Origin of the sequence: Edaphobacter aggregans DSM 19364 (assembly GCF_000745965.1) — a bacterium.
Lineage (GTDB): Bacteria > Acidobacteriota > Terriglobia > Terriglobales > Acidobacteriaceae > Edaphobacter > Edaphobacter aggregans.
Map to the genome: position 1 here is coordinate 1 of NZ_JQKI01000086.1, position 22,922 is coordinate 22,922.

A 22,922-nucleotide genomic window follows, 5' to 3' on the forward strand; every position below is an offset into this window, starting at 1 on the left:
CGCAATTTTGCCTTACTGCGAAAGATCGCCATCAACCTCGTCCGACGACACAATAGCTCAAGGAACAGCTTGCGCGGACGACGAAAAATAGCCGCTTGGAACAACCAGTACATGCGCCAGGTCCTCACGGGAATTTTTCATGCGTAACCCCTGGCGTGATAGGCGTCCCCGCGACTGTCTGGAAAGAAATCATCGCTGCATAGATGCGTCGCATCAGGTCAGGAACCATTGCAGCGTCGCCTCTGACGAAGCGGCGAATGTCGTCGCGAAAACGTCCGTTCCACTGGAGCCAGCTCTGGCCTGGGAATCCACGCCCAAGTTGATAAGCGCCTGTGTCCCAGGGTTCTGCGATTAAACGTAATTGCCCTAACTCAGGATCAGCGGCAATTTCGCTAAAGAGAGGAGCTTCTCCCCAGTTGAGAGAACCATCCGCGTTGCGGCTGAATACCGACGCCAGGTCAAAGCGAAATCCGTCAATATACATCTCGTGCTTCCAGCAGCGGAGGCTGTCCAACACCATCTTGCGCACATGACTCTGGCCGAAATTCAGGGTGTTGCCGGTTCCCGAGTAATTTGCGTAAGGATTTACCGGGTCGGAGGACCGCATATAGTAGCCTGGGCCGTCTAAACCCTTGTAACTATAGATTGGGCCTCTGTGGTCGCCCTCGACGGTGTGGTTGTATACGACGTCGAGGATTACTCCGATGCACGCCTGATGCAAGGCCTTCACCATGTTCCGGAATTCAAGATGCTGCTCATCTTCGTCACGGCTACTCGCATATTGCGCGTGTGGTGCGAAGAAGTTCAAAGGCATGTAGCCCCAGTAATCGGCCTCCTGTGGGTCACGCTGAAAAACCGGCATCAGCTCGACGATCGTGATCCCCAGTTCTTTCAGATATGGGATCTTTTCCACCAGTCCTGCATAAGTTCCTGCCCGGCGTTGATCTATTCCCGAGTTGGGATGCCTGGTGAATCCCCTCACGTGAAGCTCGTAAACGATCGCATCGAATTCGTGATGCTGTAAGCGGTCTCCTTCCCATTCAAATGTTGCGCGGTGAGCCGCCAAGACGCCCAAGGGTGCCTTCCCTGCGTTTGATCCCTCACGCGCAGCCAGCTCCCGATCGAAGCCGGGTGGAAAGAAAATACATTTGGCATACGGGTCGAGGAGAACCTTTTGCGGATCGAAGCTGAAGAGTTGAGGCCCGGTTGGTCCTGATACTGAATATGCATAATAGCGAGCCTCGGAAATTTCGCTGATGGGCATCCTGCAGTGCCAAATCCGCCCCGACTTGTTGCGCAGAAAATCCAAGCGGAAGGCGATGAGAGGGTTCACTAGATCCGTAGCTGAATAGAGCAGGAGCGTGACGCTCTCGGCATGTTCGGAGTGAACAGCAAAATTGAAAGCCTGCTCCCTTTCGATCCATGTGGCACCAAGCGGCAGCGGGCTACCCTCGGTCTGCGCCCATGTTGGGCGTTTGACAGCTGTGGCCAACCTGGGCTGCGCCGCATCGACTGGAGTGTCTAATTCGACCGGCACCATGTGAGTTGAATTTTTCAATCTGCCCTCTGTACTCAGTTAATTTCGATGATCATCTTGGGATCCAATTCTTCCACTTCATCCATTCGTTTTCTTCCAGCCCTCAATCTTGGAAGCCCACCGGACCATGCGCTATCTCTGTTCCCATGCATGAATCTGCTGAAAAAGGACGGCCAAGCTCAGGAGTGCTTGGTACGGCAAGCTCCTGCACGGTCATGGGTCCAGCCAGATATCCACCGCGGCCTGCTCTGACGGCAGCGGAGAAGAAGGCGGCCATGCGTACCGGATCAATTGCGCGCGAAACCGCAGAATTCACCAGTACGGCGTCGAAACCCCATTCCATCACCTGACATGCATGCGATGGAAGACCAAGGCCCGCGTCGACGATCAGCGGAATGTCCGGCGCACGCTGGCGCAGTTCGCGGAGCGCGGAAGGATTGCGCGGTCCTTGACCAGTGCCGATTGGGGCAGCCCAGGGCATCAGCACCTCACAGCCAGCATCCAACAATCGCCTGCACAGAACCCAGTCCTCAGTGCAATAAGGCAGGACTTGAAAACCGAGTTTCACAAGTTCTGTTGCGGCTTCAACAAGGCGGAATGGATCTGGTTGCAAGTTCACTTCGTCACCGATGACCTCAAGCTTGATGAGGCTGGTATCGAATAGCTCTCGTGCCATGCACGCCGTGCTCACGGCCTGTCGCACATCGTGACACCCCGCAGTATTGGGAAGAATTGTCCGGCCAGTATCGCGGAGCAGATTCCAGAAAGACCGGCCCGCATCCTTTGCGCCCGGAAGCTGACGCCTCAAGGACACCGTCAACAAGCAGGGATCGCCGACGCTAATTGCATCCGCTAATTGCCGTGGAGATTCGTAGCGCGCAGTCCCTAGTAGCAGGCGGCTTGCAAAACGCTGCCCGTACAAAGTAAGCTGGTCTTCATTTTCGCGTTTCGTCATTTCAGCCTCCCACTGTAGGATGAACGATAACAATCTGGTCACCTGGATTGATGCGACACTCCTCATAGGTTGTGCGCGGAACAAATTCTCCGTTGCGGGCCACCGCGAATGGAGTTGACGGCGAGAGCAGCAGCAGCAGCGCAGCGAGTGTTGGAGGCTCCGGCAGAGGCTGCGGGTGACCGTTCACGATGACAGACATGCGTGTTTCCCCTCCTGCGCATCAGCGCAGGTTGCGCGAGCCGGAGTGCACTCTGCGCAGACAAGACCATCGCCCGGTAGACTCCATCTCCCCATGCCCGGACAAAACAGCCAACGCCTCCTCGACAACGGTGGGCGTCAGGAGGAAACCATGACGGTAAAGGCCATTGATGCGGAGTAGGCGCCGTTCGCGATCATATTGAAATGCGGGCTGGTTATCCGGCAACGCCGGCCTCACCTGCGTGGCGAATTCGAGAATGCGTGCCTCGGCCAGAGCGGGCAACATGGAAAACGCAGAGGAAAGCAGCTCAAGCGCACCACGTACCGAAACTGCAGAGCGATCGTCACTTTCGATGCTGGTTGCGCCCACAACCAGCTTTCCTTCCGCACGTGGCACCACGTACACCGAATAGCGTGGGTGTAGCAGGCGCAGCATGTGGCGCAAGTCAATCTCAGGCGCATCAAGCCGAGCAATCTCGCCGCGAACCCCGCGCAGCTGCGGCCAATCGCGGCATGCACCCATGCCCCGGCAGTCCACGACAACCCCCGCATCGGGCAACGCGTCATCCGGAATGAAGGTCTGCCAGTGGCACGGCACATTTGCCTCTTCGAGTGCGACGGCGACCGCTTCCAGCAGCGCGCGGTTGTCCACCTGCGCCTCGCCGGGAAGGTGCAGAGCCTGTGAAAATCTTGCGCCAAGCGCTGGTTCCAACTCATCCAGCCGTGCGGCATCGACATGTACGAGCTGTGCCTGAGCGTCGCGCTCTGTAAGCATCTTCTTGAAACGACGCGCTTCGCCAGCGTCCTCGCGGTGCCAAAGCAGGAGCGTTCCCGTGTCGCGATAGAAAACTGGATGCGGCAACTGGTCGAGCCATTGCGGCCATAGGGTAAGACTATGCCGCCCCATAGCTACGATCTCCGCATCGGCATCGACGGCTTCTGCTGCCGGAGTAATCATCCCGGCGGCCGCCCAGGCGGCGGAGCCCTCTCCTAAGCTGCTGGCAGCATCATAAAGCGCAGCCGTAAGCCCAGCACGTGATGCCCGCCAAGCCAGACAGCGGCCCAGTAAGCCACCGCCAACGACTGCAATATCAGGCCATGTCACAGGTAGACCTCACCACCTCGTTCGGCAAACTCGCGCGCCTTTTCTGCCATGCCATCCTGCACACCTGAGCCGTACTTCTCACGAATCTCCTCCGTGATCTTCATCGAGCAGAACTTCGGTCCGCACATGGAGCAGAAATGCGCAGTCTTGGCCCCTTCCTGAGGCAACGTTTCGTCGTGATACTCGCGTGCGCGATCCGGATCGAGACTCAGATTGAACTGATCTTCCCAGCGAAACTCGAAGCGCGCCTTCGAGAGTGCATTGTCGCGCAGCTGTGCTCCGGGCCATCCCTTGGCAAGGTCCGCGGCATGCGCGGCAATCTTGTAGCTGATGATGCCTTCGCGAACGTCCTCCTTATTTGGGAGACCGAGATGCTCCTTCGGCGTTACATAGCAGAGCATCGCAGTTCCATACCAGCCGATCTGCGCCGCGCCGATGGCGCTAGTGATGTGGTCATATCCGGGAGCGATGTCGGTGACGAGTGGGCCCAGTGTATAAAATGGGGCCTCGAAGCAATGCTTCAGTTCTTCGTCCATATTCTCTTGTATGCGTTGCATAGGTACGTGCCCTGGGCCTTCGATCATCACTTGCACGTCGTGCTTCCACGCGCGTTCTGTCAGTTCTCCCAGCGTTCGCAACTCGGCGAATTGGGCCTCATCGTTTGCATCATAGACGGAGCCGGGACGCAGACCGTCGCCAAGACTGAAGGACACATCATAGGCTTTCATGATCTCGCAGATCTCGTCGAAGTGTGTGTAGAGGAAGCTTTCCTGATGGTGTGCAAGACACCACTTGGCCATGATAGAGCCGCCGCGCGAAACGATGCCGGTGAGCCGGTTGGCGGTGAGCGGAATCCACCGCAACAGGACCCCAGCGTGCAGCGTGAAGTAGTCGACCCCCTGCTCAGCCTGCTCAACGAGCGTGTCACGCATTAGCTCCCAGGTAAGTTCCTCGGCACGTCCGCCCACTTTTTCGAGTGCCTGATAGATGGGAACAGTGCCAATCGGTACGGGTGCATTACGGAGAATCCACTCCCGTGTCTCGTGAATGTGTCTGCCAGTAGAGAGATCCATGATGGTGTCGGCGCCCCAGTGAATGGCCCAGACCATCTTGTCCACCTCCTCGGCAAGCGAGGAGGTAACAGCCGAGTTTCCAATGTTGCCATTGATTTTGACCTTAAAGTTTCGACCGATAATCATCGGCTCCAGTTCAGGGTGGTTTATGTTGGCCGGGATTATTGCGCGGCCCGCAGCCACTTCCATTCGCACGAACTCAGGAGTGATCTGCTCAGGAAGCCTCGCGCCTAGAGGTTGTCCGCGGTGCTGGCGCAAGAGCAATGCATAGGCTGGATTCTGCAATAAACTATCCAACTGCATCGACTCGCGCAAGGCAACGAACTCCATCTCTGGCGTGATGATGCCCTTGCGTGCATAGTGCATCTGGCTAACGTTCTGACCGCTGCGCCCACGGCGAAGCTTGGGCCGCGAAGGAAATTGCAGAGGGATGGTCAGCAGGTCCCGCCGACGTTGACGGCCATACTCCGAATTAGGGCCTGCGAGCCACTCGGTATCTCCGCGCTCTTCGATCCAGGCACTCCGTAAGGCAGGAAGCCCCCGCGCAAGATCGACATTGGCCTCTGGATCTGTATAAGGGCCGGAGCTGTCGTAAACCGGAAGAGGGGGATTTTCTTCCACGCGATCACCATGCCGTGTGGGTGAAAGAGATATCTCGCGATAGGGTACGCGCATATCAGGGCGGCTGCCGGAGTTGTACCGCTTGTGTGAGGCGGGAAAGGGTGACGGAGTATGGATAGTGGCGAAGGGTGTAGCGGTTTCAAGCATTTGATCCTCTCGTTTAATGACAAGTTATAAAGCTGCGCCCTGTTTGCAGCCGGGGTTTCCAGAGATCGCCGTGCTTATTGGTGGCAGGCAGCCATCACGCGTCGAGATCAGCCTGCGAAATACGCAGTGCTCCGTTTCCACTCGCGATAGCGGTTCGCAGCCGGTTCATAGAAGCCGCCACTCCTGCGCTGTCGCCAAAAATCGATGATCCGGCCACAAAGACATCGGCACCCGCTGCTCGAGCCAACGGCGCCGTGGTCTCATCAACGCCGCCGTCCACCTCAATCTGACAGCGATGATTTATGTGCTCGATCATCTGACGGAGTCGTCCGATTTTTGGCAGAGTGCTGTGCAGGAAATGCTGGTGGCCGAAGCCAGGATTGACGGTCATGACTACAACCAGATCCAATTCCACCAGGATCTCTTCAAGCACAAGGGCAGGAGTTGCCGGATTGATCACGACTCCCGCGCCCTTTCCCAGTTCCTTGATCCTCCGAACAGTGCGATGCAGGTTGTTGTTAGCCTCCCAGTGGACGAGAAACGAATCGGAGCCAGCCTCGACAAATTCTTCAAGGAAAAGGTCCGGGGCCGAGATCATCAGGTGTGCCTCCAGTGGAAGCTTAGTGACACGCCTGAGCGACTTCACGATCGGAGCTCCCATCGAGATGTTTGGAACGAAATGGCCATCCATCACGTCGACGTGAATTCTGTTGGCCCCAGCGTTCTCTGCCTCGGAAACTTGTTCACCGAGACGGGCAAAATCAGCCGCCAGGATTGACGGAGCCAGCTTCACCAGGTCTCTTTCCATCTGCTCGTCCTTCCTTTGCCTTACGCCGGAACCGATTGATTGCGGGTTTCAAATATTTCCACAAAGTCCTTGTAGCGGCGGGCAATCTCCTCTACTGCGGCCTTCCGCGTGATCCGATTCGCGCGCCAGTTGACAAGAGGATCCCAGAAGCTGGTCCGGCCTACGGCGAAGCCGATGAAGCCCGGAACCGCAGCGGCGACCGTCAGCCATTCGCGCACCTTCGCGTCGTCCTCACCACGGCCAAGGATGATGCAGCCTACCGCAGCGCGACCCGCTCGGCGGGCGGACGCCACAATCTTCTCGCAGTCCTCACGCCGGTCAAGCCCCTCGATCTTCCACACATCAGGTTCGACTTGCGCATCCTGGAGTTCCTCGATGGTTTGCGCCATCAGCCGGGGGCGCAGTTCCAAATCGTAGGCCCTCTTGTCTCCCTTGAGCTGATCGAGCTGTCCCTTTTCGGCCGGGACAAGCAGCTCGAACATGAACTGGCTGTGACTTCTACCGTTGTGCAGATAGTCAGACAGACGTTTCAGACGATCCGACTGGCGCTGGTTAAGACTCTTGTCCCCCTCCGGGTTATAGCGAACCAGGACCTTGCAGAAGGTGGGGTGAAAGGCTTCAATGTGTCTGGCAAAATCTTTGCCGTATTCGAAGTCGAATTCGTCTTGTCCACTCTTCTCTGCCGGGCAAGCCGTGGCATAGCCTTGCTCCGCTGCATCGCGGAGAATCGCGGCCCCAAACTGCTCGTCCACGAGAATTCCGGCCTTCTCTTTAGGAACGCCGCCGGAGACGGCCTCCCGGAAAGCATCGTAGATTACTCGCTTAGCCGCAGCGATCTCGGCGGTTTGTTGTGAGCTCAATTCGCCGTTCCAACCGAACATCTTTTGCTGGAATGAGCCCCGGTGGTCAAACGGCAAAATGTACAGAGGTTTATCAAAGCCGAGCTTAGTCATACGGTCTCCTTGGATTTTCGGTAATAACTGATTAGGTTGTTGGTTGAACTGTCGTGCGAAAGTTTGGGGTCTGCTTTGCTCTCAAGTTCAGGGATGATGGCCTGAGCCAAAACTTTTCCCAACTCGACGCCCCATTGGTCGAACGAATCGATATTCCAAATTGCGCCCTGCGTAAATACGGACTGTTCGTAAAGTGCCACCAATTTGCCCAGCGTTTCCGGCGTCAGTCGTTCGGCCAGGATCGTATTCGACGGACGATTGCCCTCAAATACGCGATGGGGAGCGAGCCATTCTGGCGTGTCTTCAGCTTTGAGCTCTTTCAGAGTCTTGCCGAACGCCAGGGCCTCAGTTTGTGCGCAGACATTTGCGAACAGCATATCGTGGTGCCGGCCAATTGGATTGAGAGGCTGACAAAAAGCAATGAAGTCGCACGGGACGAGCCTGGTCCCCTGATGAATCAGTTGGTAAAAAGAGTGCTGGCCGTTCGTTCCCGGTTCGCCCCAATAGATTGGGCCTGTCGGCTGAGCGACTCTCTTCCCATCGACTGTGACGTGCTTTCCATTGCTTTCCATCGTCAGTTGCTGGAGGTACGCGGGGAAACGCTTGAGGTACTGCTCATACGGCAAGACCGCTACTGTTTGCGCTCCAAAGAAATCGTTGTACCAGAGCGCCAGAAGCCCCATCAGCACTGGCAAATTGTGCTCGAAGGGAGTGGTGCGGAAGTGTTCATCCATCTGATGGAGACCGCTTAACATCGCCTGAAAATTATCCGGGCCGATGGCAACCATTGTGGAAAGGCCGATGGCAGAGGACATCGAGTAGCGGCCTCCGACCCAGTCCCAGAACTCGAACATGTTGGCCGTATCAATGCCGAATTTTGAGACCTCAGACGCATTCGTCGAAACAGCCACGAAGTGTTTCGCCACGGACTTTTCGTCCCCGCCCAGGCCGGCAAGTAACCAGGCTCTGGCTGATCGAGCATTCGTCATCGTCTCCAGGGTAGTGAACGTTTTCGAGGAGATGACGAACATCGTCTCAGCTGGATCCAGCTCACGGACGGCCTCAGCTAAATCCGTGCTGTCGATGTTTGAAACGAAGCGAAACGTCATTCCTCTGTCGGAGTAGTGCTTCAGTGCCTCGTACGCCATTACCGGTCCCAGGTCGGAGCCACCGATCCCAACGTTAATCACGTTCCGAATTCGCTTGCCGGTGTGACCCTTCCATTCACCGGTCCGCACACGTGTGGCGAAGGCTCCCATACGGTCGAGCACGGCATGCACCTTGGGTACGACGTCTTCGCCGTCCACCAGGACGGAGAAATTTCGCGGTGCGCGCAATGCTGTGTGCAACACCGCTCGCTTTTCCGTGAGGTTGATTTTTTCCCCGCGAAACATAGCGTCGATTCGTTCTTGCAAGCCAGAAACATGGGCCAACTTAGTCAACAAGCTGAGAGTCTCATCCGTAATGCGATTCTTCGAGTAGTCGAGATGCAGGCCCAGAGCCTCAGCAGATAGGCGCTCGCCGCGTTTAGGATCGTCTGCAAAAAGCTGTCGCAGATGCAAATCCTTGATTTTCTCAAAGTGAGCTTCGAGTTCCCTCCACACCTGGAGTCGGGGCGCTGGGTTGTTGGCCGCTGTTGCTGTACGTACTGCTATATCCTTTGTCATTTTTCTCCTCGGGTCATTTAAGATGAGTTCGGCTTGAATTGGAGAGTGCTCATGCGCTTGCACCCATAAGCGGAACCCTCCTTCGAATGCATTGTGATTGTCGCCCGCTCGGCACTTTGGAGGCAGTTCATCAAGCTCCTTTACATTGCCGCCTCCTAGCACTACTTCGTCAGGCTCGATGGCAGCGGCCAGCCGAGCCACTACGTCCGCAACATTCAGGCGCCACTTCTTCTCACCCTGCTCTACCAAAGCCTGGTTTCCAAGGTAGCTCTCATAAGTTCCCTTCTCGTAGGGGAGGTGACCTAATTCCATGGGTTCGACGATGCCATCCACGATTAGAGCTGATCCGAGGCCGGTGCCCAATCCTAGAAACAGCATTTTTCCGGATCTGTAGCTGCCTAGTGCATGGCTGCATCATTGACAAGCTTTACGGGACAATGAAATGCATTTTTAAAGTTGAACCCAACCCACCCTCGCCCCAAATTGCATGGTTCGGCAAGTGGCCGATTCCGCAGCACCGGCCCTGGGAAGCCGATCGAGACAACGTCGTATTTCAAATCTGCCGTAATCTTCTTCACTCCAGCAACCATTTTTTTCGCGGTCATCGCGGGACCTGAAGCGAACTTCCGTGGCTCGTGCTCGCCGCTGGCGAGCACCTTGATGTGCGTGCCGCCTACATCGATAACCAGCACTTTCATGAGAACCTTTCCTTTTTATCCACTAACCGTGTAGTTGGCTGCTTCGGGCTAACGGAGCATTGCTTCCCGTGGTCTTTAAGTGAGCACGGCATCTGGGCCGAAGCCTTCTAGCCCGCAAACTGCCGCTCCAGTTAACCCCGCCGGAGTGACGATAACGTGAATTGGTATTCGCTCCATTAGTTTGTCGAAGCGTCCCTTGCGCTTAACGTGCTCCATGAAAACGGGCTTCTTGATGACTGGCAGAGTGTGCACAGCCACACCGCCCGCCAAATATACGCCGCCGGTTGCCAGGAACTTGACTGCGAGATTGCCGGCTTCGCTACCCAGAATAGAAACAAAGCAGTCGATGGCCGTCGCACACAACTTGCTGGGATTCTCAGGGTCAAGCGCCTGACTGATAATCACGACGGAAGGATCCACCGCGGCGTCAATCAACTTAGCTACATCCGGCTTTTCGGGCAGATGTTCGATGTCGCGAAGATATCTGTAGATATGCGGTATGCCGATGCCCGAACAGACGTGCTCGAAGCTCACATGGTCGAATAACTTGATCATGTACTCAAGTAAGTGGATCTGTCTCTCGTTGGTAGGCGCAAAGTCTGAATGACCTCCCTCGGAACTGTGAGCCGTGTAACGGGATCCGTCCCAGGTAAGAAAGGACTCGCCCAGACCGGTACCTGGCGCGATTACCGCAATGGTTCCTCCGGCAACAGGCTCGCCCCGATTGACAGTGCACACGTCACTTGGTCTCAGGATAGGAACCGCCCGGGCAATCGCCTCCAGATCGTTGATGAGGTGGACCGAGTTGACATTTAGGTTCAGCTCCTTCGCGAGCGAGTCCTCGTCAATGATCCAGGGCAGGTTCGTCGTCTTCACCCGGCCATTGATCACCGGCCCGGCCACGGCAAAGCACGCACGATCGACTGGCTTCTTTGCTTTGGCCAGGAACTCCTTGACCATAACCTGCAAGCAGGGATAATCGGCGCTGTGCACCCTCTCTTCGGCCAACGGCGCATGCGCGCCCGCTTCGCTAGAGAAAATTGCCAGATCCGTTTTCGTGCCACCAATATCGCCCGCAATCAGCATTTTAATTCCTCCGGTTTGCCTTCTTAGACGTTTGCGTACCGCTCGCTATTGGGCTTTGAGCCTTGAAGAGCGTAGAACAAGATGTACAGGTAGCAGATCACCGGCAGGACAAATGCATGATGAAGTCCGACACGGTCGGCAATTGCGCCCTGCATCACGGGCAGGACCGCGCCGCCCACGATAGCCATAGTCAGGAGACCGGACCCAGTTCCGCTCAAAGGGCCGAGTTCTGCTTCTCCCAGACTGAAGATGGTGGGGAACATGATCGAGTTGAAGAACCCGACGGCGAGAATGGTCCACATGGCGACGTGACCGCTCAAGAGCATGGAGGCCGTGACGAGCGCTCCGGCGGCAATCGCGCACAGGGCAAGCAGATATCCGGGCTTGATGCGCTGCAGAAGCGGCGCGCCGAGAAAGCGTCCAATCATGGCGCCGCCCCAGTAGAAGGAGACATATCCGGCCGCGGTCTTGGCGGAGAAGCCGGCGATCTCGGGCAAGCCGAAATAGTTCACCAGAAAGCTTCCGATGGAAACCTCCGCGCCCACATAAGCAAAAATTCCGAGCGCGCCGAGGAGGAGATTGCGGTGCTTCCAAATCGAATCGTTCGCCTTCTGTCCGGAAACGGTATTCGCGGCTTCGATCTTTGGCAACTTGGAAACGCCGATCAACACTGCCAATAACAGCAACGCTACACCGATCACGGTATATGGCATCTTGATCGAGGAGGCTTGCTGTACGCGATACAGGTGCAAAGCTTCCGGCGTGAGCTGCTGTAACTGGTCGATCGCCAATGGTGCCCCGCTCAAAATCAGCAGTCCCCCGATTTTCGGGGCGATGGTGGTGCCCAGCGAGTTGAAGGCCTGGGTTAGATCCAGCCGACTGGACGCCGTTTCAGGTTTACCGAGCAGATCCACGTAGGGATTGGCCGACACCTGGAGCCCGGTAATGCCCGCGGCGAGAACAAGGAGAGCGATCAAAAACAGGGGGAAGGAAACAGCGGATGCGGCGGGTAGGAAGAGGAATGCTCCAACAGCCATCGTCACTAGGCCAACCACCATGGTGGTTTTGTAGCCGATGGTATTCACGACCTTTGACCAAGGTACCGAGAATAAGAAGTATGCCGAAAAGAAGGCAAACTGGATCAACATAACCCGGGAATAACTGAGGTCAAAGATTGACTTCAGGTGCGGGATCAGAATGTCATTCAGGCAGGTAAGAAATCCCCACATGAAAAACAGGGTGGTGACGATCGCCAAAGGGCGCGAGTAATTTTGCGTGGCTGTCGCAGATTGAATAGCCTGCGACAGGCTAGTGCGAGCATTGATTTCACGAGTTGCCATTGTTCTTTTCCTCAGAAGTTCTTTGCCGGGACACGGCTCCCGAGAGCCTCCAACTACCACCACATCTCAGTCTGTACTCCGTAGGTCAACCCATTCGTTCTGTTCGTGTATGGCGCACCGCCTACCAGACCGCGGAATCCGTCCGACCAGTTCGCGTAGGTAAGGTATGCGCGCAGGACTGGCCTGCTGAAAAACTTGCGGCCCACCCCGATTTGTGGCGCTACGGTAACCTTGCGCAGCCAACCGTCGTACTGACCGGGCGCGCTTGTGTGATCGAAACCTCCCTCCACTGCAAGCGAGAGATGTTTGGTGAAAAACACTTCCGGCCTGGCGCCAAATGACTCCCACTGATTCCAGCGATGTTGCGGGTTGCCATCTTTGGTCTGCTGGTAAACAAATATTGGCATGATGGCGAACCGGTCATTCGGTTGATAGACAACCTGTTCCGTGATGAGCAGTTGCGCTGAGCGATTGATGTAGGGTGCTGGGCCAATGATCGACGTACTGAAATTGCTGGCCGCGCCGGTTCCGTACTGGACGGAAAACGAGTGATAGCCACCATGCCACTCCAGGAGTTCATGTTTCACCCCGAAGGCGTATCCGTCTGTCGTGGGTATGATCGTTGAGGATGTACCACCCGAGGATGTACCACCCTTTGACCATGCATAATCGAACCACCCAGACCAGAGACCTTCAGGTACACCCCAGAGGTGAGGTCCCTTGACGCCATAGAGACGCACATCGATGTTGCTCTTCGCGAGGGCGCCGTTTTGGGTAACAATGTCGGGCCGCGCCCCGGACAGGAACGCCACAGCCAGCTTGCCGACGCGAACATCGACATCCTCAACGCCCCCACCGTAGCCGCTCATATCCAGCGGATAGAAGTCGTTGAGGTCAATGTGTTGGCGGCGGTAGTACCTTTGGCCGGCCCAGAACTTGGCGGTCGGTTGACTCTCCAGAACGTTACCAACCTGAACAAAGGCTTCACGCAGACGGAACTGATCGTTACCGACGCCATTGGGGAAGTTCGCATAAGTCGCTGAGTTCGTGGTGTTCGCCTCGATCATGACCTCCGTCTTAGCCCATGCCTTATCGGAAGTTTCCTCTGGATTGATCCAATTGTTGACAAAGATGAATTCCCCGTAGGTTTCTGCTTCATTCCCGAGGCGATATTTCGCGCCCGCTCCGGGCGCCTGAAAGGCAACTTGTTCCCCACCCTCGCTGTTCAGGCCATAGCCGGAGCGAAAGTATCCATGGTATTCAAAGGCGCTAACCTGTTTCTGCAGCCTCGCGATCTGTATGTCTGCTTCTTGAAGCTGGTCATAAGTCGGTTCCGAAGGTAGCTGGCCTTGAAACTTCCCTCCGACCTGATCTGAGTTTCCCATGACTGCCTTCACCACTTGCTGGGCGGCGAGATTCGTTGCCAAGACCGTCCCTTCCTTTGGTGTCTCTTTGGTTTGTTTCTCTCTTTCGGTTTTCTGTTTTTCAATTTGCTGTTCCAGAGTATCGATCCGCTGCTCAAGCTCGTGAGTAGTCGTCTCGTACTGTTGTTTGAGCTGCTTGAGCTGTTCTTGGAGCTGATCGGCTTGTTGACCGGGCGCAGGCAAAACGCCTAAGGACATCATCGCAATGCCATAAAAGAACCACCGAACGGGGCGGCTCCTGCGGGTGCTTGGTTCCAGGATCATCGTCCACTCCTGCCATCGGATCTTTGCCCTCCGGTGGATGCATCGCACTTCTATTCAGCACTCACATGGCCACTTCACAATCCGCGGAAAGGGGAATCGGAGCAGGCGGCAAAATGAGTAAAATCAGTGCTCAGGACGAATCATGGGCGCGCGGCAGCTAATTCCGCGGGTCGGAGTGCGGAGCCAAGCGTTCGTCAGATGACGAGGATCGAATACAACCGGAATTTCAGCCGGTCTGCAGAACCGGGGTGCTGTGATCCCGGGCGCCGGTTGGAGCCAGTCGCAGCGATGTGCGTGATCCGAGGAAAGGAGCGTGGCGCGACTTCGCGAGAGCGTTTGCGTCGCCTACAGATTACGAATAATGACGAGAGAGGGATGTCTTGACTCGCTCAGATCTTGCGTTGTCGACGTCTTACGGAGAGTTGCGCCAGCGAACGAGCCAGGGCGGCGTGAACGGAAGCAACTTCCTCGGTGGAGATCTTTTCGCGCAGACGAGCCTCAGCGTGTTGCCAGGCCTCTTCCGCCTTTGCCTCGTCGATACTGTCGGCAGGAACAGCCATATCGGTCACGATGTTCACACTGTTGCCAGTGATCTCGACAAGGCCCTCCCCGACCGCCAGCAAATTCTCGCGCCCATCTTTGCGCACAATCATTTCGCCCGGCACAAGCTGCGTCATGAGCCGGATGTGATGGGGCAGGATGCCCATCTGGCCTTCCACACCCGGCAGTGTGACCATGTCTACGTCATTCGAGTAGACCACGGCATCGGGCGTTGCGATTTCGAGCTTTATGGTGTTCGCCATGGCAACGTCACCTCTTGGTCTCCTCGATGGCGCCCTTCATGTAGAAGTTTCCTTCTGGAACGTCGTCGTGTTTGCCGTCGAGAATTTCCTTGAAGGCGCGGACGGTGTCAGCCACAGGAACCTGTCTGCCCTCCCGGCCGGTGAAAACCTGGGCCACGCTGAAGGGCTGGCTGAGAAAACGTTGCACCTTGCGGGCGCGGGCAACCGTGAGCTTGTCTTCTGGCGAAAGCTCGTCCATGCCGAGAATCGCGATGATGTCCTGGAGGTCCTTATAGCGCTGGAGAACCTTCTGAACGTTGCGCGCGACGTCGTAGTGCTCCTGTCCGACGATTTCAGGCGTCAAGGCGCGGGAAGTCGAGGCAAGGGGATCGACGGCCGGATAGATGCCGAGTTCGGCAATCGAACGTTCGAGCACAATGGTCGCGTCCAGGTGCGCAAAGGTTGTGGCCGGCGCCGGGTCGGTCAGGTCGTCGGCGGGAACATATACGGCCTGAAACGATGTGATAGAGCCGCGCTTAGTCGACGTGATTCGCTCCTGGAGAGCTCCCATTTCGGCTGCGAGCGTCGGCTGATATCCTACGGCGCTCGCGGCGCGGCCCAACAACGCCGAAACTTCGGCGCCCGCCTGGGAGAAGCGGAAGATGTTATCGATGAAGAGCAGCACATCCTGACTCTTTTCATCGCGGAAGTACTCGGCGATGGCCAGGCCGGAGAGAGCGACGCGAAGGCGCGCCCCCGGCGGTTCGTTCATCTGTCCGTAGATCAATGCGATCTTCGATTCGTCCAGCTTGTCGGGTTTGATGACGCCCGCGTCGCACATCTGGTTGTAGAGGTCGTTTCCTTCGCGCGTGCGTTCGCCGACACCTGCAAATACAGACACGCCGCCATGGAGTTTGGCAACGTTGTTAATGAGCTCCATGATGACGACCGTCTTGCCCACTCCCGCGCCGCCGAAGGCTCCTACTTTGCCGCCCTTCAGGAATGGGCAAATCAGATCGATCACTTTGATTCCGGTGGCCAGCACCTGCGGAGATGTCGACTGGTCCTCAAGCGACGGCGCCGGCCGATGAATTGGATAGTACTTCTCAGCCTTGACCGGACCCCGTTCATCCACGGGATTGCCGGTGACATCGAAGATGCGGCCCATCACGCCTTCGCCGACGGGAACGGAGATCGGTCCTCTATTGTCGGTGACTTCATAGCCGCGCTTAAGCCCCTCGGTACCCGACATTGAGATAGCTCGAACGCATCTGTCTCCGAGGTGCTGCTGTACTTCGAGGGTCAATTTAACGGGGTGGTCCTTGACCTTGAACTCGCAGGTCAGGGCGTTGTAGATCCCGGGCAGCGCATCGGGAAATTCCACATCTACCACCGGGCCCACAACTTTGACGATTTTGCCTGTATTCATTTGCACACCTGGTCCAAGTCCGTTAGCCGGAGATTTCACTCAATCAGACTGCCCGCCGGCAATCTCGAGCAATTCCTTTGTGATATTGCCTTGCCGAAGCTTGTTGTATTCGAGGTTCAGCGTCCCGATCAGACTGTCGGCGTTATCCGTGGCGTTCTTCATCGAGACCATGCGAGCGCTTTGCTCGCTGGCCTTGGCGTTCAGCAGCACCTGATAGATATAAATTTCGAGGTAGTGGGAGAGGAGATAGCCCAGCACAACCTCGGGGCTTGGCTCGAATACCGCTTCGGTGCGGCCGCCCTTCTCCTCCTCTGGCGGCAGGCCATCAATCTTCAGCCCCTTCACTTCGCCCACCGGCAGATAATCAAGACAGAGGGGTTGCTGTGTGAGCGTGTTGACGAAGCGCGTAGCCATAACCTGGACCTGATCGACCTCCCGCTTGAGGAAGAGATCGCGGGCGCAGGCGGCAATTGCGCGGGCCTCAGGATAACGCGGGCTGTCCGCGTATTCGAACTCGGCAGCTGACTGGCGATGTGTGCGGGCCACGAACTGCGCGGCTTTTCTGCCTGCTGTAATAAAGACGGTTGTCCTGGGGTCGAACTCCGCAGCCAGCCGGAACAGATTGCTATTGAGCGCTCCGCACAGGCCTTTATCCGCGCCGATCAGGACGACGGCACGCTTCTTCACCTCCCGTTTTTCGAGCAGGGGATGAGTGAAATCGCCCATGTGCGTCGTCGCTTCACGCTGAATGCGATACAGGAGCTGTACAAACGGACGGCCGGCAAGGGCCCGCTCTTGGGCTTTCCGCAGTTTCGATGCCGCAACCATCTGCATCGCCCTAGTGATCTGCGAGGTGTTGCTAATGGAATGGATCCGGCGACGCAATTCGCGTGGACTATGCATACTTCATGCTCCCGATGATGACATTCGGTGGACTGGCGTCGTTGCTCATTTCCAAGTCTCTTTGAACTGATCGGCCGCCGCCTTCAACTCCGACGTCAGGGCCTCGCTTAGTTTCTTCTCGCTCGCGATCTTCTGCAGCAATTCAGCTTTGCGCGTGCTGAGAAAATCGACTAGCTTCTTTTGGAACTCCTTCACGCGCTCCAGCGGCACAGCGTCCGTATAACCGTTCTGGATCACCCAGATGGTTGCCACCTGGACTTCGACGGGAATCGGGCTGTATTGGGGCTGATTGAAAATCTCAACGATGCGTTTGCCACGGTCGATCTGCGCCTGCGTCTTAGCATCAAGCTCGGAGCCGAATTGCGCGAATGCCGCCAGTTCCCGAAATTGCGCGAGGTCGCCCTTCAGCTGTCCGGCAACTTGCTTCATGGCCTTCAGCTGCGCGTCCGAACCGACTCGTGATACCGAGAGGCCGACGTTGATGGCGGGTCGGACGCCCTGATAGAAAAGATCGGTCTCAAGGTAAATCTGTCCGTCGGTGATCGAAATGACGTTGGTGGGGATGTAGGCGGAAACGTCGCCCGCCTGGGTTTCAATGATGGGCAGAGCAGTCAGCGAACCGTTGCCGTATTTTTCGCCGACACGGGCCGCACGCTCGAGCAAACGGCTGTGAAGGTAAAACACGTCGCCCGGATACGCTTCACGGCCTGACGGCCGCTTCAGGACCAGTGACACCTGACGGTAGGCCACTGCGTGCTTGGACAGATCGTCAAAGACGATTAAAGCGTCCATGCCGTTATCCATGAACCACTCACCTATCGCCGCCCCCGCGAAAGGCGCTAGGTACTGATTGGTGGCCGAATCAGAAGCGGGGGAAGCAACAATGATGGTGTAGGGCAATGCCCCAGCTTGTTCAAGAACGGTAATGATCCGCGCGATGTTCGATTGTTTCTGGCCGATCGCAACGTAGATGCAGTACAACGGACGGTAGTCTTTGTCGCCGGCAGCTTCAGCCGCTCGATTGAGTCGAGCCTGGCTGATGATGGTGTCGATACAAATCGTTGTCTTACCGGTTGACCGATCGCCGATGATCAATTCCCGCTGGCCTCGGCCAATGGGAATCATCGCGTCAATAGCCATGATGCCGGTCTGCACTGGCTGAGTGACGGGACGGCGCCGGATAATGCCAGGCGCAAGCTTCTCCACCGGATAAGTGGCGTCGCTGGTTACAGGGCCTTTGCCGTCGACGGGTTCTCCGAGCGTGTTCACAACGCGCCCTAACAGACCTCTGCCTACCGGGACTTGCAATAGATTGCCGGTCGTGCGAACCTCGCCGCCTTCCTCTAGCTTTGTGTAGTCGCCGAGGATAATTACTCCGACTTCAGTCTCCTCAAGGTTCAGCGCTAGTCCGGTTATCCCTTGACCGAGGTCGAGCATTTCGTTGAGCATTGCATCGGTTAGCCCTTCCACTCGAGCGACACCGTCTCCGATCTCGCGGATGACACCCACATTCTGCCGGGCTGTCGTCGCCTTGACTCCCTCGATTTGAGCTTCGATTTCCTTCAGTAGATCAGCCATATAACCTTCACCCTGATTGGCGATAGAGTCACGCTCAGACGCCGTCAAATCTGTGGAGTTCTTCCGTTTGTGCTGATGATGCCAAATCTCTTCTTCAATTCGGCAATTCCAGCCTGCACGCTTCTGTCATAGACATCGCTGCCCACCTGAACGCGCATGCCGCCGATCAATTCCGGGTTGAGTACAAACCGCGTAGCGAGCCCCGGACCATACGCGCGCTCGAGATCGGCCTGAATATGGGTTCGCAAATCCTCCGCCACCGGCTCTGCACTCTCGACCTTGGCCGTATGTTGGGCGCAGTCGAGCTTCACCAGTCGCCGGAAGTATCCGAGTAGCGCCAAGTAACCGCGGCGCCTGCACTGGATGACAGACTGCACCACCTTGAGGACGCGGCCCTCATCCAACCTTCCGTTCACGAAGCACAGACGGAAAAGTTGCCGGGCTTCGCGCATCGCCTGCTTTCTGGTCATGCTCATGATCGGAATCCGCTTTCGCTAAGCTGCAATTTGCGCGGCGGTCTCTTCGTCCAGCCGCCGCTGATCTTCTGGTGTAAGAATCTTGCCCGTGACTGTGGTTGTTGCCTGCACGACCAATCGACCCAGTTCCCGCTTCAGATCGGCCAGCATCCTGGAGTAGTCCTGCTGTGCGGCCTCGCGCGCTTTGGACAGGATCTGTTCCGCGGCGGCGATGGCCTTCTGTGTCTCTTCGTCCTTCACCCGGGCGGCAGAGGCGCGGGCCTCTTCAATCAGCTTCGTTATCTGTTCATTCGTCTGCGTCAACATTTCTTGGCGGCGCGCCTCGGCTTGAGCCAGGTTGTCGGCTATTTTTTTTGTATTCGCGATTCCTTCCTCAATCTGCCTGCGCCGATCCTCCAACATCTTCAGGACCGGCTTGTAGGCGAACCTTTGAAGGAGAAAGCAGACAATGGAGAAGCTGACGATCTGAGCAGCCAGGTGAGGCCAGTCCACGCCGAAGGTCTGGGCAATCTGTTGGATCTGCCCGCCGTTTTCTGCAGCCGCCAGCAAAATCAGAGGATTCATAGCTTGTCTCTCGTGTTTGTGAACTCTTGTGGGCCCGAAGTTTTCTACCGGACCAGGAATAAGGCGTAGAACACAATCGCTTCGGCAAAGGCGATGGCCAGGATTGACTGCACCAGCACCTTCGTAGAGGCGTCGGGATTGCGGCCTACCGCTTCCGACGCTTTCATGCCGATTAGACCGACGCCAATCGCGGCTCCCAGCGCCGCCAGGCCTACATGGATGCTTCCGCTCATAATGACTTTCCCCTTTTCTTTCCCGCCGGCTCGCAAGTTGAATGCGAACCGGCGAAGCTTGAAAATTAACCCTGTGCCGCCGCAGGCTCTTCCTCGTGTTGGCAAATCAACAGTGTGAAGACAGCAGTCAGCAACATGAACACTAGCGCTTGAACCAGGCCTACCAGCAACTCAAGAAAATAAAACGGAATCGGCAACAGCCAGCCCAGGCGGGGAACCAGCGTGGACATGGTATCCAGCATGTTTTCCCCAGCGAAGGTATTACCGTAGAGGCGAAAACTAAGCGAGACCGGCCGGAACAGGATAGAGATAATTTCAAGGCAGCCAGAGGCAAAGAACACGACCACCATGATGAATTTCATAGGGCCGCTCGTATCGCCTTTGGGCGAAAATAACTCTTTGAGAAATCCGAGTGGACCGATTTCCTGTAGCGCCCAAATGAACCAGCAGGCGAAGAAGACCAACGCCATGGCAAACGTCAGGTTGACGTCGGCATTGGCGCCCCGGAACAACGGGTTCTCGATGATGAAGCCATGGGAGCCGCGGTGTCCCCAACCGATCGTGCCTACGCCGGGGACCAGGCCCAACCAGTTCGCGGTGAGAATGAAGATGAAAACGCTCGCGAAAAACCAGAACGTCCGCTTGACGAGATGCGAACCGATGATGCCTTCGAGAGATGTGTACAACCCTTCCACCAGCCATTCCCAAAAATTCTGGATACCACTGGGCATCAGGTTCATATGTCGCGTAGCGACCTGAGCAAAAAGGATGAGGCCCACGGCAACTATCCAGCAGGCGACCATGGAATTGGTGATTGGGAAGCCAAACGGCCTGGCGATCTCTACGGCTTTTGGCGACGGACCCTGTTCCTCCAGGTGAGGCGTGGAAGAAGCCGGTGCAGTCTGTCCGGCGTTCATGGCCAGGGCGTGATGAGGGGCTGAGCAGATAAACACAGCGGCAAAGAGCAGCGCTATCAGCTTCGTTCTGAATCCAGGGCAAATCGAGGCGCGCTCGCAGGAAAGTGGAGCGGTGGATTGAATTAACACCGAGGACGCTTCGGGTGCGCTAAACAGCTTGAGTGGTATCGTCAGCATCCGATCCTCGGCCTCCTTGAACAGTCCTTTTATATGTCTCGCAAGGACTGTTGCCCTTCCTAAGTGCATTCTGGATTCCATTCCGAGCAGGTACGCCTGTAGTCGAGGCAAGTATCGCTGGAGCGAGACTTAGGGCGACTTCGCTCGTCGAAGATTCGCGATGCAGGACTGTCCTGCCAATTGGCGAACGACGAGAATTTGTCAGATGGCAGGTAGACGAACAATCGCAACCGCGAGCACGAAAGACGCTGGTTCGAGCGCATCACAGTGGAAGCACCATCATATGAGGAAGGATTTCGTGCTGAAGGCGGCCGATGGCCACTTATGCGGATCGATTCGAAGCCGGCGATCGATGCGACGTTTCTGTCAGTTCACGCAACCACTCAAATGCCGGGAGCGACAGCATGTCTTCGGTGCAGCGCCAGCGCCAGTTTCCGTCGACACGACCAGGCACGTTCATACGAGTTTCACTGCCCAAATTGAGCAGATCTTGCAATGGAGCCATCGCCAATGCTGCCGACGACGACCACGCCAGGTCTATCAATGCCGGCGCTGCTTCTTGACTCTCGCCCGGAGCACGCTTAAGGTAACTCCACAGATTTTGCCGCTGATAGCCGGGTAGTTCTTCGTACCACTCGCGAGTCGTGGCATTGTCGTGCGTGCCGGTGAAAACGACGGTGTTGTGGAGGAAATTATTCGGCAGATATGGGTTGTCAGGATGGCCATCGAAGGCGAACTGCAGGATTCGAGTCCCGGGCACGCGGAATTGATCGCGCATTGCTTGCACATCGGGCGTAATCACACCGAGATCTTCGGCAATGAACGGGAGATGACCTAACTCAGTTTGCACGGCTTGGAATAAGGCGGCGCCCGGACCCGGCACCCACTGCCCGGACTGCGCCGTGGGCGCTCCGGCTGGGACATGCCAGGCAGCTGCGAAGCCGCGGAAGTGATCCAGCCGGATCAAATCCACATGCGCCAGCAGCGCACGCAACCGGTCGATGCACCAGCGATATTCGGTCGAACGAAGAGCATCCCAGTTGTAGACAGGATTGCCCCACAATTGGCCTTGCGCACTGAAGTAATCCGGAGGAACTCCAGCAACGAATCTTGGACGACGATGTTCATCCAGGAGAAACCATTCAGGGTTAGCCCACACGTCGCTCGAATCCGGGGACACAAAGAAAGGCAGGTCGCCGATCAGAGCTACGCCCTTGCTGTGAGCGTATTCCTTCAATCTGTCAGCCTGCCGGACGAGCAGGAACTGCCCAAAGCGAACCTGGTCGACTTGACTCGCCAGCTCTCGCCGCGCATCTGCAAGAGCATCCGGTCTGCGCCGAACTAACTCTGCAGGCCACTCCAGGTAATAGGAGCCTCTGTATTTGAGTTTTAGAGCTCGGAATAACGCATAATCCTCAAGCCAACCTGCGCTTTCAGCGCAGAACTCTTCGAAGGGAACGCGCAAATCGCTGCGTTCCCCGGCTCTAAAGTTCGTCCACGCCTTTTCGATCAAGCGGTTTTTGAATGGCGCGACGCGGTCGTAGTCCACCATGTTCGCAGGGAAGTCCGTCTCACAATCGCTCGCCTGCAACAGCCCATCCGAGATGAGACATTCAGGACTAATGATCAGGGCATTTCCTGCAAAGGAAGATAATGACTGATAGGGTGAGTTCCCATAGCCGGTTGGACCAACCGGCAACGCCTGCCACCACTGTTGGCCGGCTTGATGAAGATCATCGATCCAGGAAAGAGCTGAGGGCCCGAGATCGCCAACGCCGTACGGGCTGGGTAGAGATGTAACATGCAGCAGCAGGCCTGAGGCACGGTATCGAGGTGCAAAGGGAGGGAGCCGCACTTCTCCACTGGCCTGCGTCATTGCCCAGTACCCACGGAACCCAGAGCACTATTGACGATCTCCTGAGCCTCACTGACGATCCTGTTCAGATGTGTCTCGCTCTCGAAGCTCTCGGCATAAATCTTGTAGATA

At 56.6% G+C, this 22,922-nt stretch carries 21 protein-coding genes; all 21 read right to left on the minus strand.

Translation table 11 applies throughout. The features are described 5' to 3' along the window. Positions 1-124 precede the first annotated feature (124 nt). Positions 125-1,558, minus strand: coding sequence for an alpha-amylase family glycosyl hydrolase (locus Q363_RS22960; RefSeq protein WP_211256309.1), 1,434 nt, complete (start codon positions 1,556-1,558; stop codon positions 125-127). A gap of 82 nt (positions 1,559-1,640) precedes the next feature. After that, the gene (locus Q363_RS22965) at positions 1,641-2,525 is read right to left on the minus strand and encodes a thiazole synthase (protein ID WP_245632403.1); all 885 of its coding nucleotides are present in this window, start codon (positions 2,523-2,525) and stop codon (positions 1,641-1,643) included. After that, positions 2,494-2,691: a sulfur carrier protein ThiS gene (thiS, locus tag Q363_RS22970; protein WP_035355284.1), complete on the minus strand. Its 198-nt coding sequence runs from the start codon at positions 2,689-2,691 to the stop codon at positions 2,494-2,496. The genes Q363_RS22965 and thiS overlap by 32 nt, the downstream gene beginning before the upstream one ends. 21 nt (positions 2,692-2,712) lie before the next feature. Continuing rightward, the gene (gene thiO, locus Q363_RS22975) at positions 2,713-3,795 is read right to left on the minus strand and encodes a glycine oxidase ThiO (RefSeq protein WP_064742708.1); all 1,083 of its coding nucleotides are present in this window, start codon (positions 3,793-3,795) and stop codon (positions 2,713-2,715) included. Then, the gene (gene thiC / locus Q363_RS22980) at positions 3,792-5,636 is read right to left on the minus strand and encodes a phosphomethylpyrimidine synthase ThiC (protein WP_035355287.1); all 1,845 of its coding nucleotides are present in this window, start codon (positions 5,634-5,636) and stop codon (positions 3,792-3,794) included. The genes thiO and thiC overlap by 4 nt, the downstream gene beginning before the upstream one ends. A 94-nt stretch (positions 5,637-5,730) precedes the next feature. Then, complete coding sequence (rpe, locus tag Q363_RS22985) at positions 5,731-6,444, minus strand: ribulose-phosphate 3-epimerase (RefSeq protein ID WP_211256310.1); 714 nt, start codon at positions 6,442-6,444, stop codon at positions 5,731-5,733. A 20-nt stretch (positions 6,445-6,464) separates the two neighbouring features. Continuing rightward, complete coding sequence (locus Q363_RS22990; protein WP_035355289.1) at positions 6,465-7,397, minus strand: 2-deoxy-5-keto-D-gluconate 6-phosphate aldolase domain-containing protein; 933 nt, start codon at positions 7,395-7,397, stop codon at positions 6,465-6,467. Continuing rightward, positions 7,394-9,064, minus strand: coding sequence for a glucose-6-phosphate isomerase (gene pgi / locus Q363_RS22995; RefSeq protein WP_035355331.1), 1,671 nt, complete (start codon positions 9,062-9,064; stop codon positions 7,394-7,396). Before pgi ends, Q363_RS22990 begins: the two co-directional genes overlap by 4 nt. 398 nt (positions 9,065-9,462) lie before the next feature. Beyond that, positions 9,463-9,762: an ROK family protein gene (locus tag Q363_RS43040; protein WP_064742709.1), complete on the minus strand. Its 300-nt coding sequence runs from the start codon at positions 9,760-9,762 to the stop codon at positions 9,463-9,465. A 75-nt stretch (positions 9,763-9,837) separates the two neighbouring features. Then, positions 9,838-10,848: a glucokinase gene (gene glk, locus Q363_RS23005; protein ID WP_035355291.1), complete on the minus strand. Its 1,011-nt coding sequence runs from the start codon at positions 10,846-10,848 to the stop codon at positions 9,838-9,840. A 23-nt stretch (positions 10,849-10,871) separates the two neighbouring features. Continuing rightward, on the minus strand, positions 10,872-12,188 hold the full coding sequence (locus tag Q363_RS23010) for a sugar MFS transporter (RefSeq protein WP_035355294.1): 1,317 nt from the start codon (positions 12,186-12,188) through the stop codon (positions 10,872-10,874). Positions 12,189-12,241: 53 nt separating this feature from the next. Continuing rightward, the gene (locus tag Q363_RS23015; protein WP_035355297.1) at positions 12,242-13,876 is read right to left on the minus strand and encodes a carbohydrate porin; all 1,635 of its coding nucleotides are present in this window, start codon (positions 13,874-13,876) and stop codon (positions 12,242-12,244) included. 389 nt (positions 13,877-14,265) lie between these two features. Continuing rightward, the gene (gene atpC, locus Q363_RS23020) at positions 14,266-14,679 is read right to left on the minus strand and encodes an ATP synthase F1 subunit epsilon (RefSeq protein WP_035355300.1); all 414 of its coding nucleotides are present in this window, start codon (positions 14,677-14,679) and stop codon (positions 14,266-14,268) included. 7 nt (positions 14,680-14,686) lie between these two features. Beyond that, positions 14,687-16,093, minus strand: a complete 1,407-nt coding sequence (atpD, locus tag Q363_RS23025) for a F0F1 ATP synthase subunit beta (RefSeq protein ID WP_211256311.1) — start codon at positions 16,091-16,093, stop codon at positions 14,687-14,689. A 33-nt stretch (positions 16,094-16,126) separates the two neighbouring features. After that, positions 16,127-16,990, minus strand: a complete 864-nt coding sequence (gene atpG, locus Q363_RS23030) for an ATP synthase F1 subunit gamma (RefSeq protein ID WP_035355305.1) — start codon at positions 16,988-16,990, stop codon at positions 16,127-16,129. A 45-nt stretch (positions 16,991-17,035) separates the two neighbouring features. Next, positions 17,036-18,568 (minus strand): F0F1 ATP synthase subunit alpha, encoded by a 1,533-nt coding sequence (gene atpA, locus Q363_RS23035; protein WP_035355334.1) that lies wholly within the window; start codon positions 18,566-18,568, stop codon positions 17,036-17,038. Between the two features lie 44 nt (positions 18,569-18,612). Continuing rightward, complete coding sequence (locus Q363_RS23040; RefSeq protein WP_035355308.1) at positions 18,613-19,044, minus strand: F0F1 ATP synthase subunit delta; 432 nt, start codon at positions 19,042-19,044, stop codon at positions 18,613-18,615. 18 nt (positions 19,045-19,062) lie between these two features. Continuing rightward, positions 19,063-19,608, minus strand: a complete 546-nt coding sequence (locus Q363_RS23045) for a F0F1 ATP synthase subunit B (RefSeq protein ID WP_035355311.1) — start codon at positions 19,606-19,608, stop codon at positions 19,063-19,065. 44 nt (positions 19,609-19,652) lie between these two features. Next, positions 19,653-19,841, minus strand: a complete 189-nt coding sequence (locus Q363_RS23050; protein WP_035355314.1) for an ATP synthase F0 subunit C — start codon at positions 19,839-19,841, stop codon at positions 19,653-19,655. 65 nt (positions 19,842-19,906) lie between these two features. Next, entirely contained in the window at positions 19,907-20,935 is a 1,029-nt protein-coding gene (gene atpB / locus Q363_RS23055; RefSeq protein WP_211256312.1) for a F0F1 ATP synthase subunit A, read from the minus strand. 322 nt (positions 20,936-21,257) lie between these two features. Beyond that, positions 21,258-22,811 carry a 4-alpha-glucanotransferase gene (gene malQ / locus Q363_RS23060; RefSeq protein ID WP_051979186.1) on the minus strand — a complete coding sequence of 518 codons (1,554 nt, stop codon included), beginning with the start codon at positions 22,809-22,811 and terminating at the stop codon, positions 21,258-21,260. Positions 22,812-22,922: the final 111 nt, after the last annotated feature.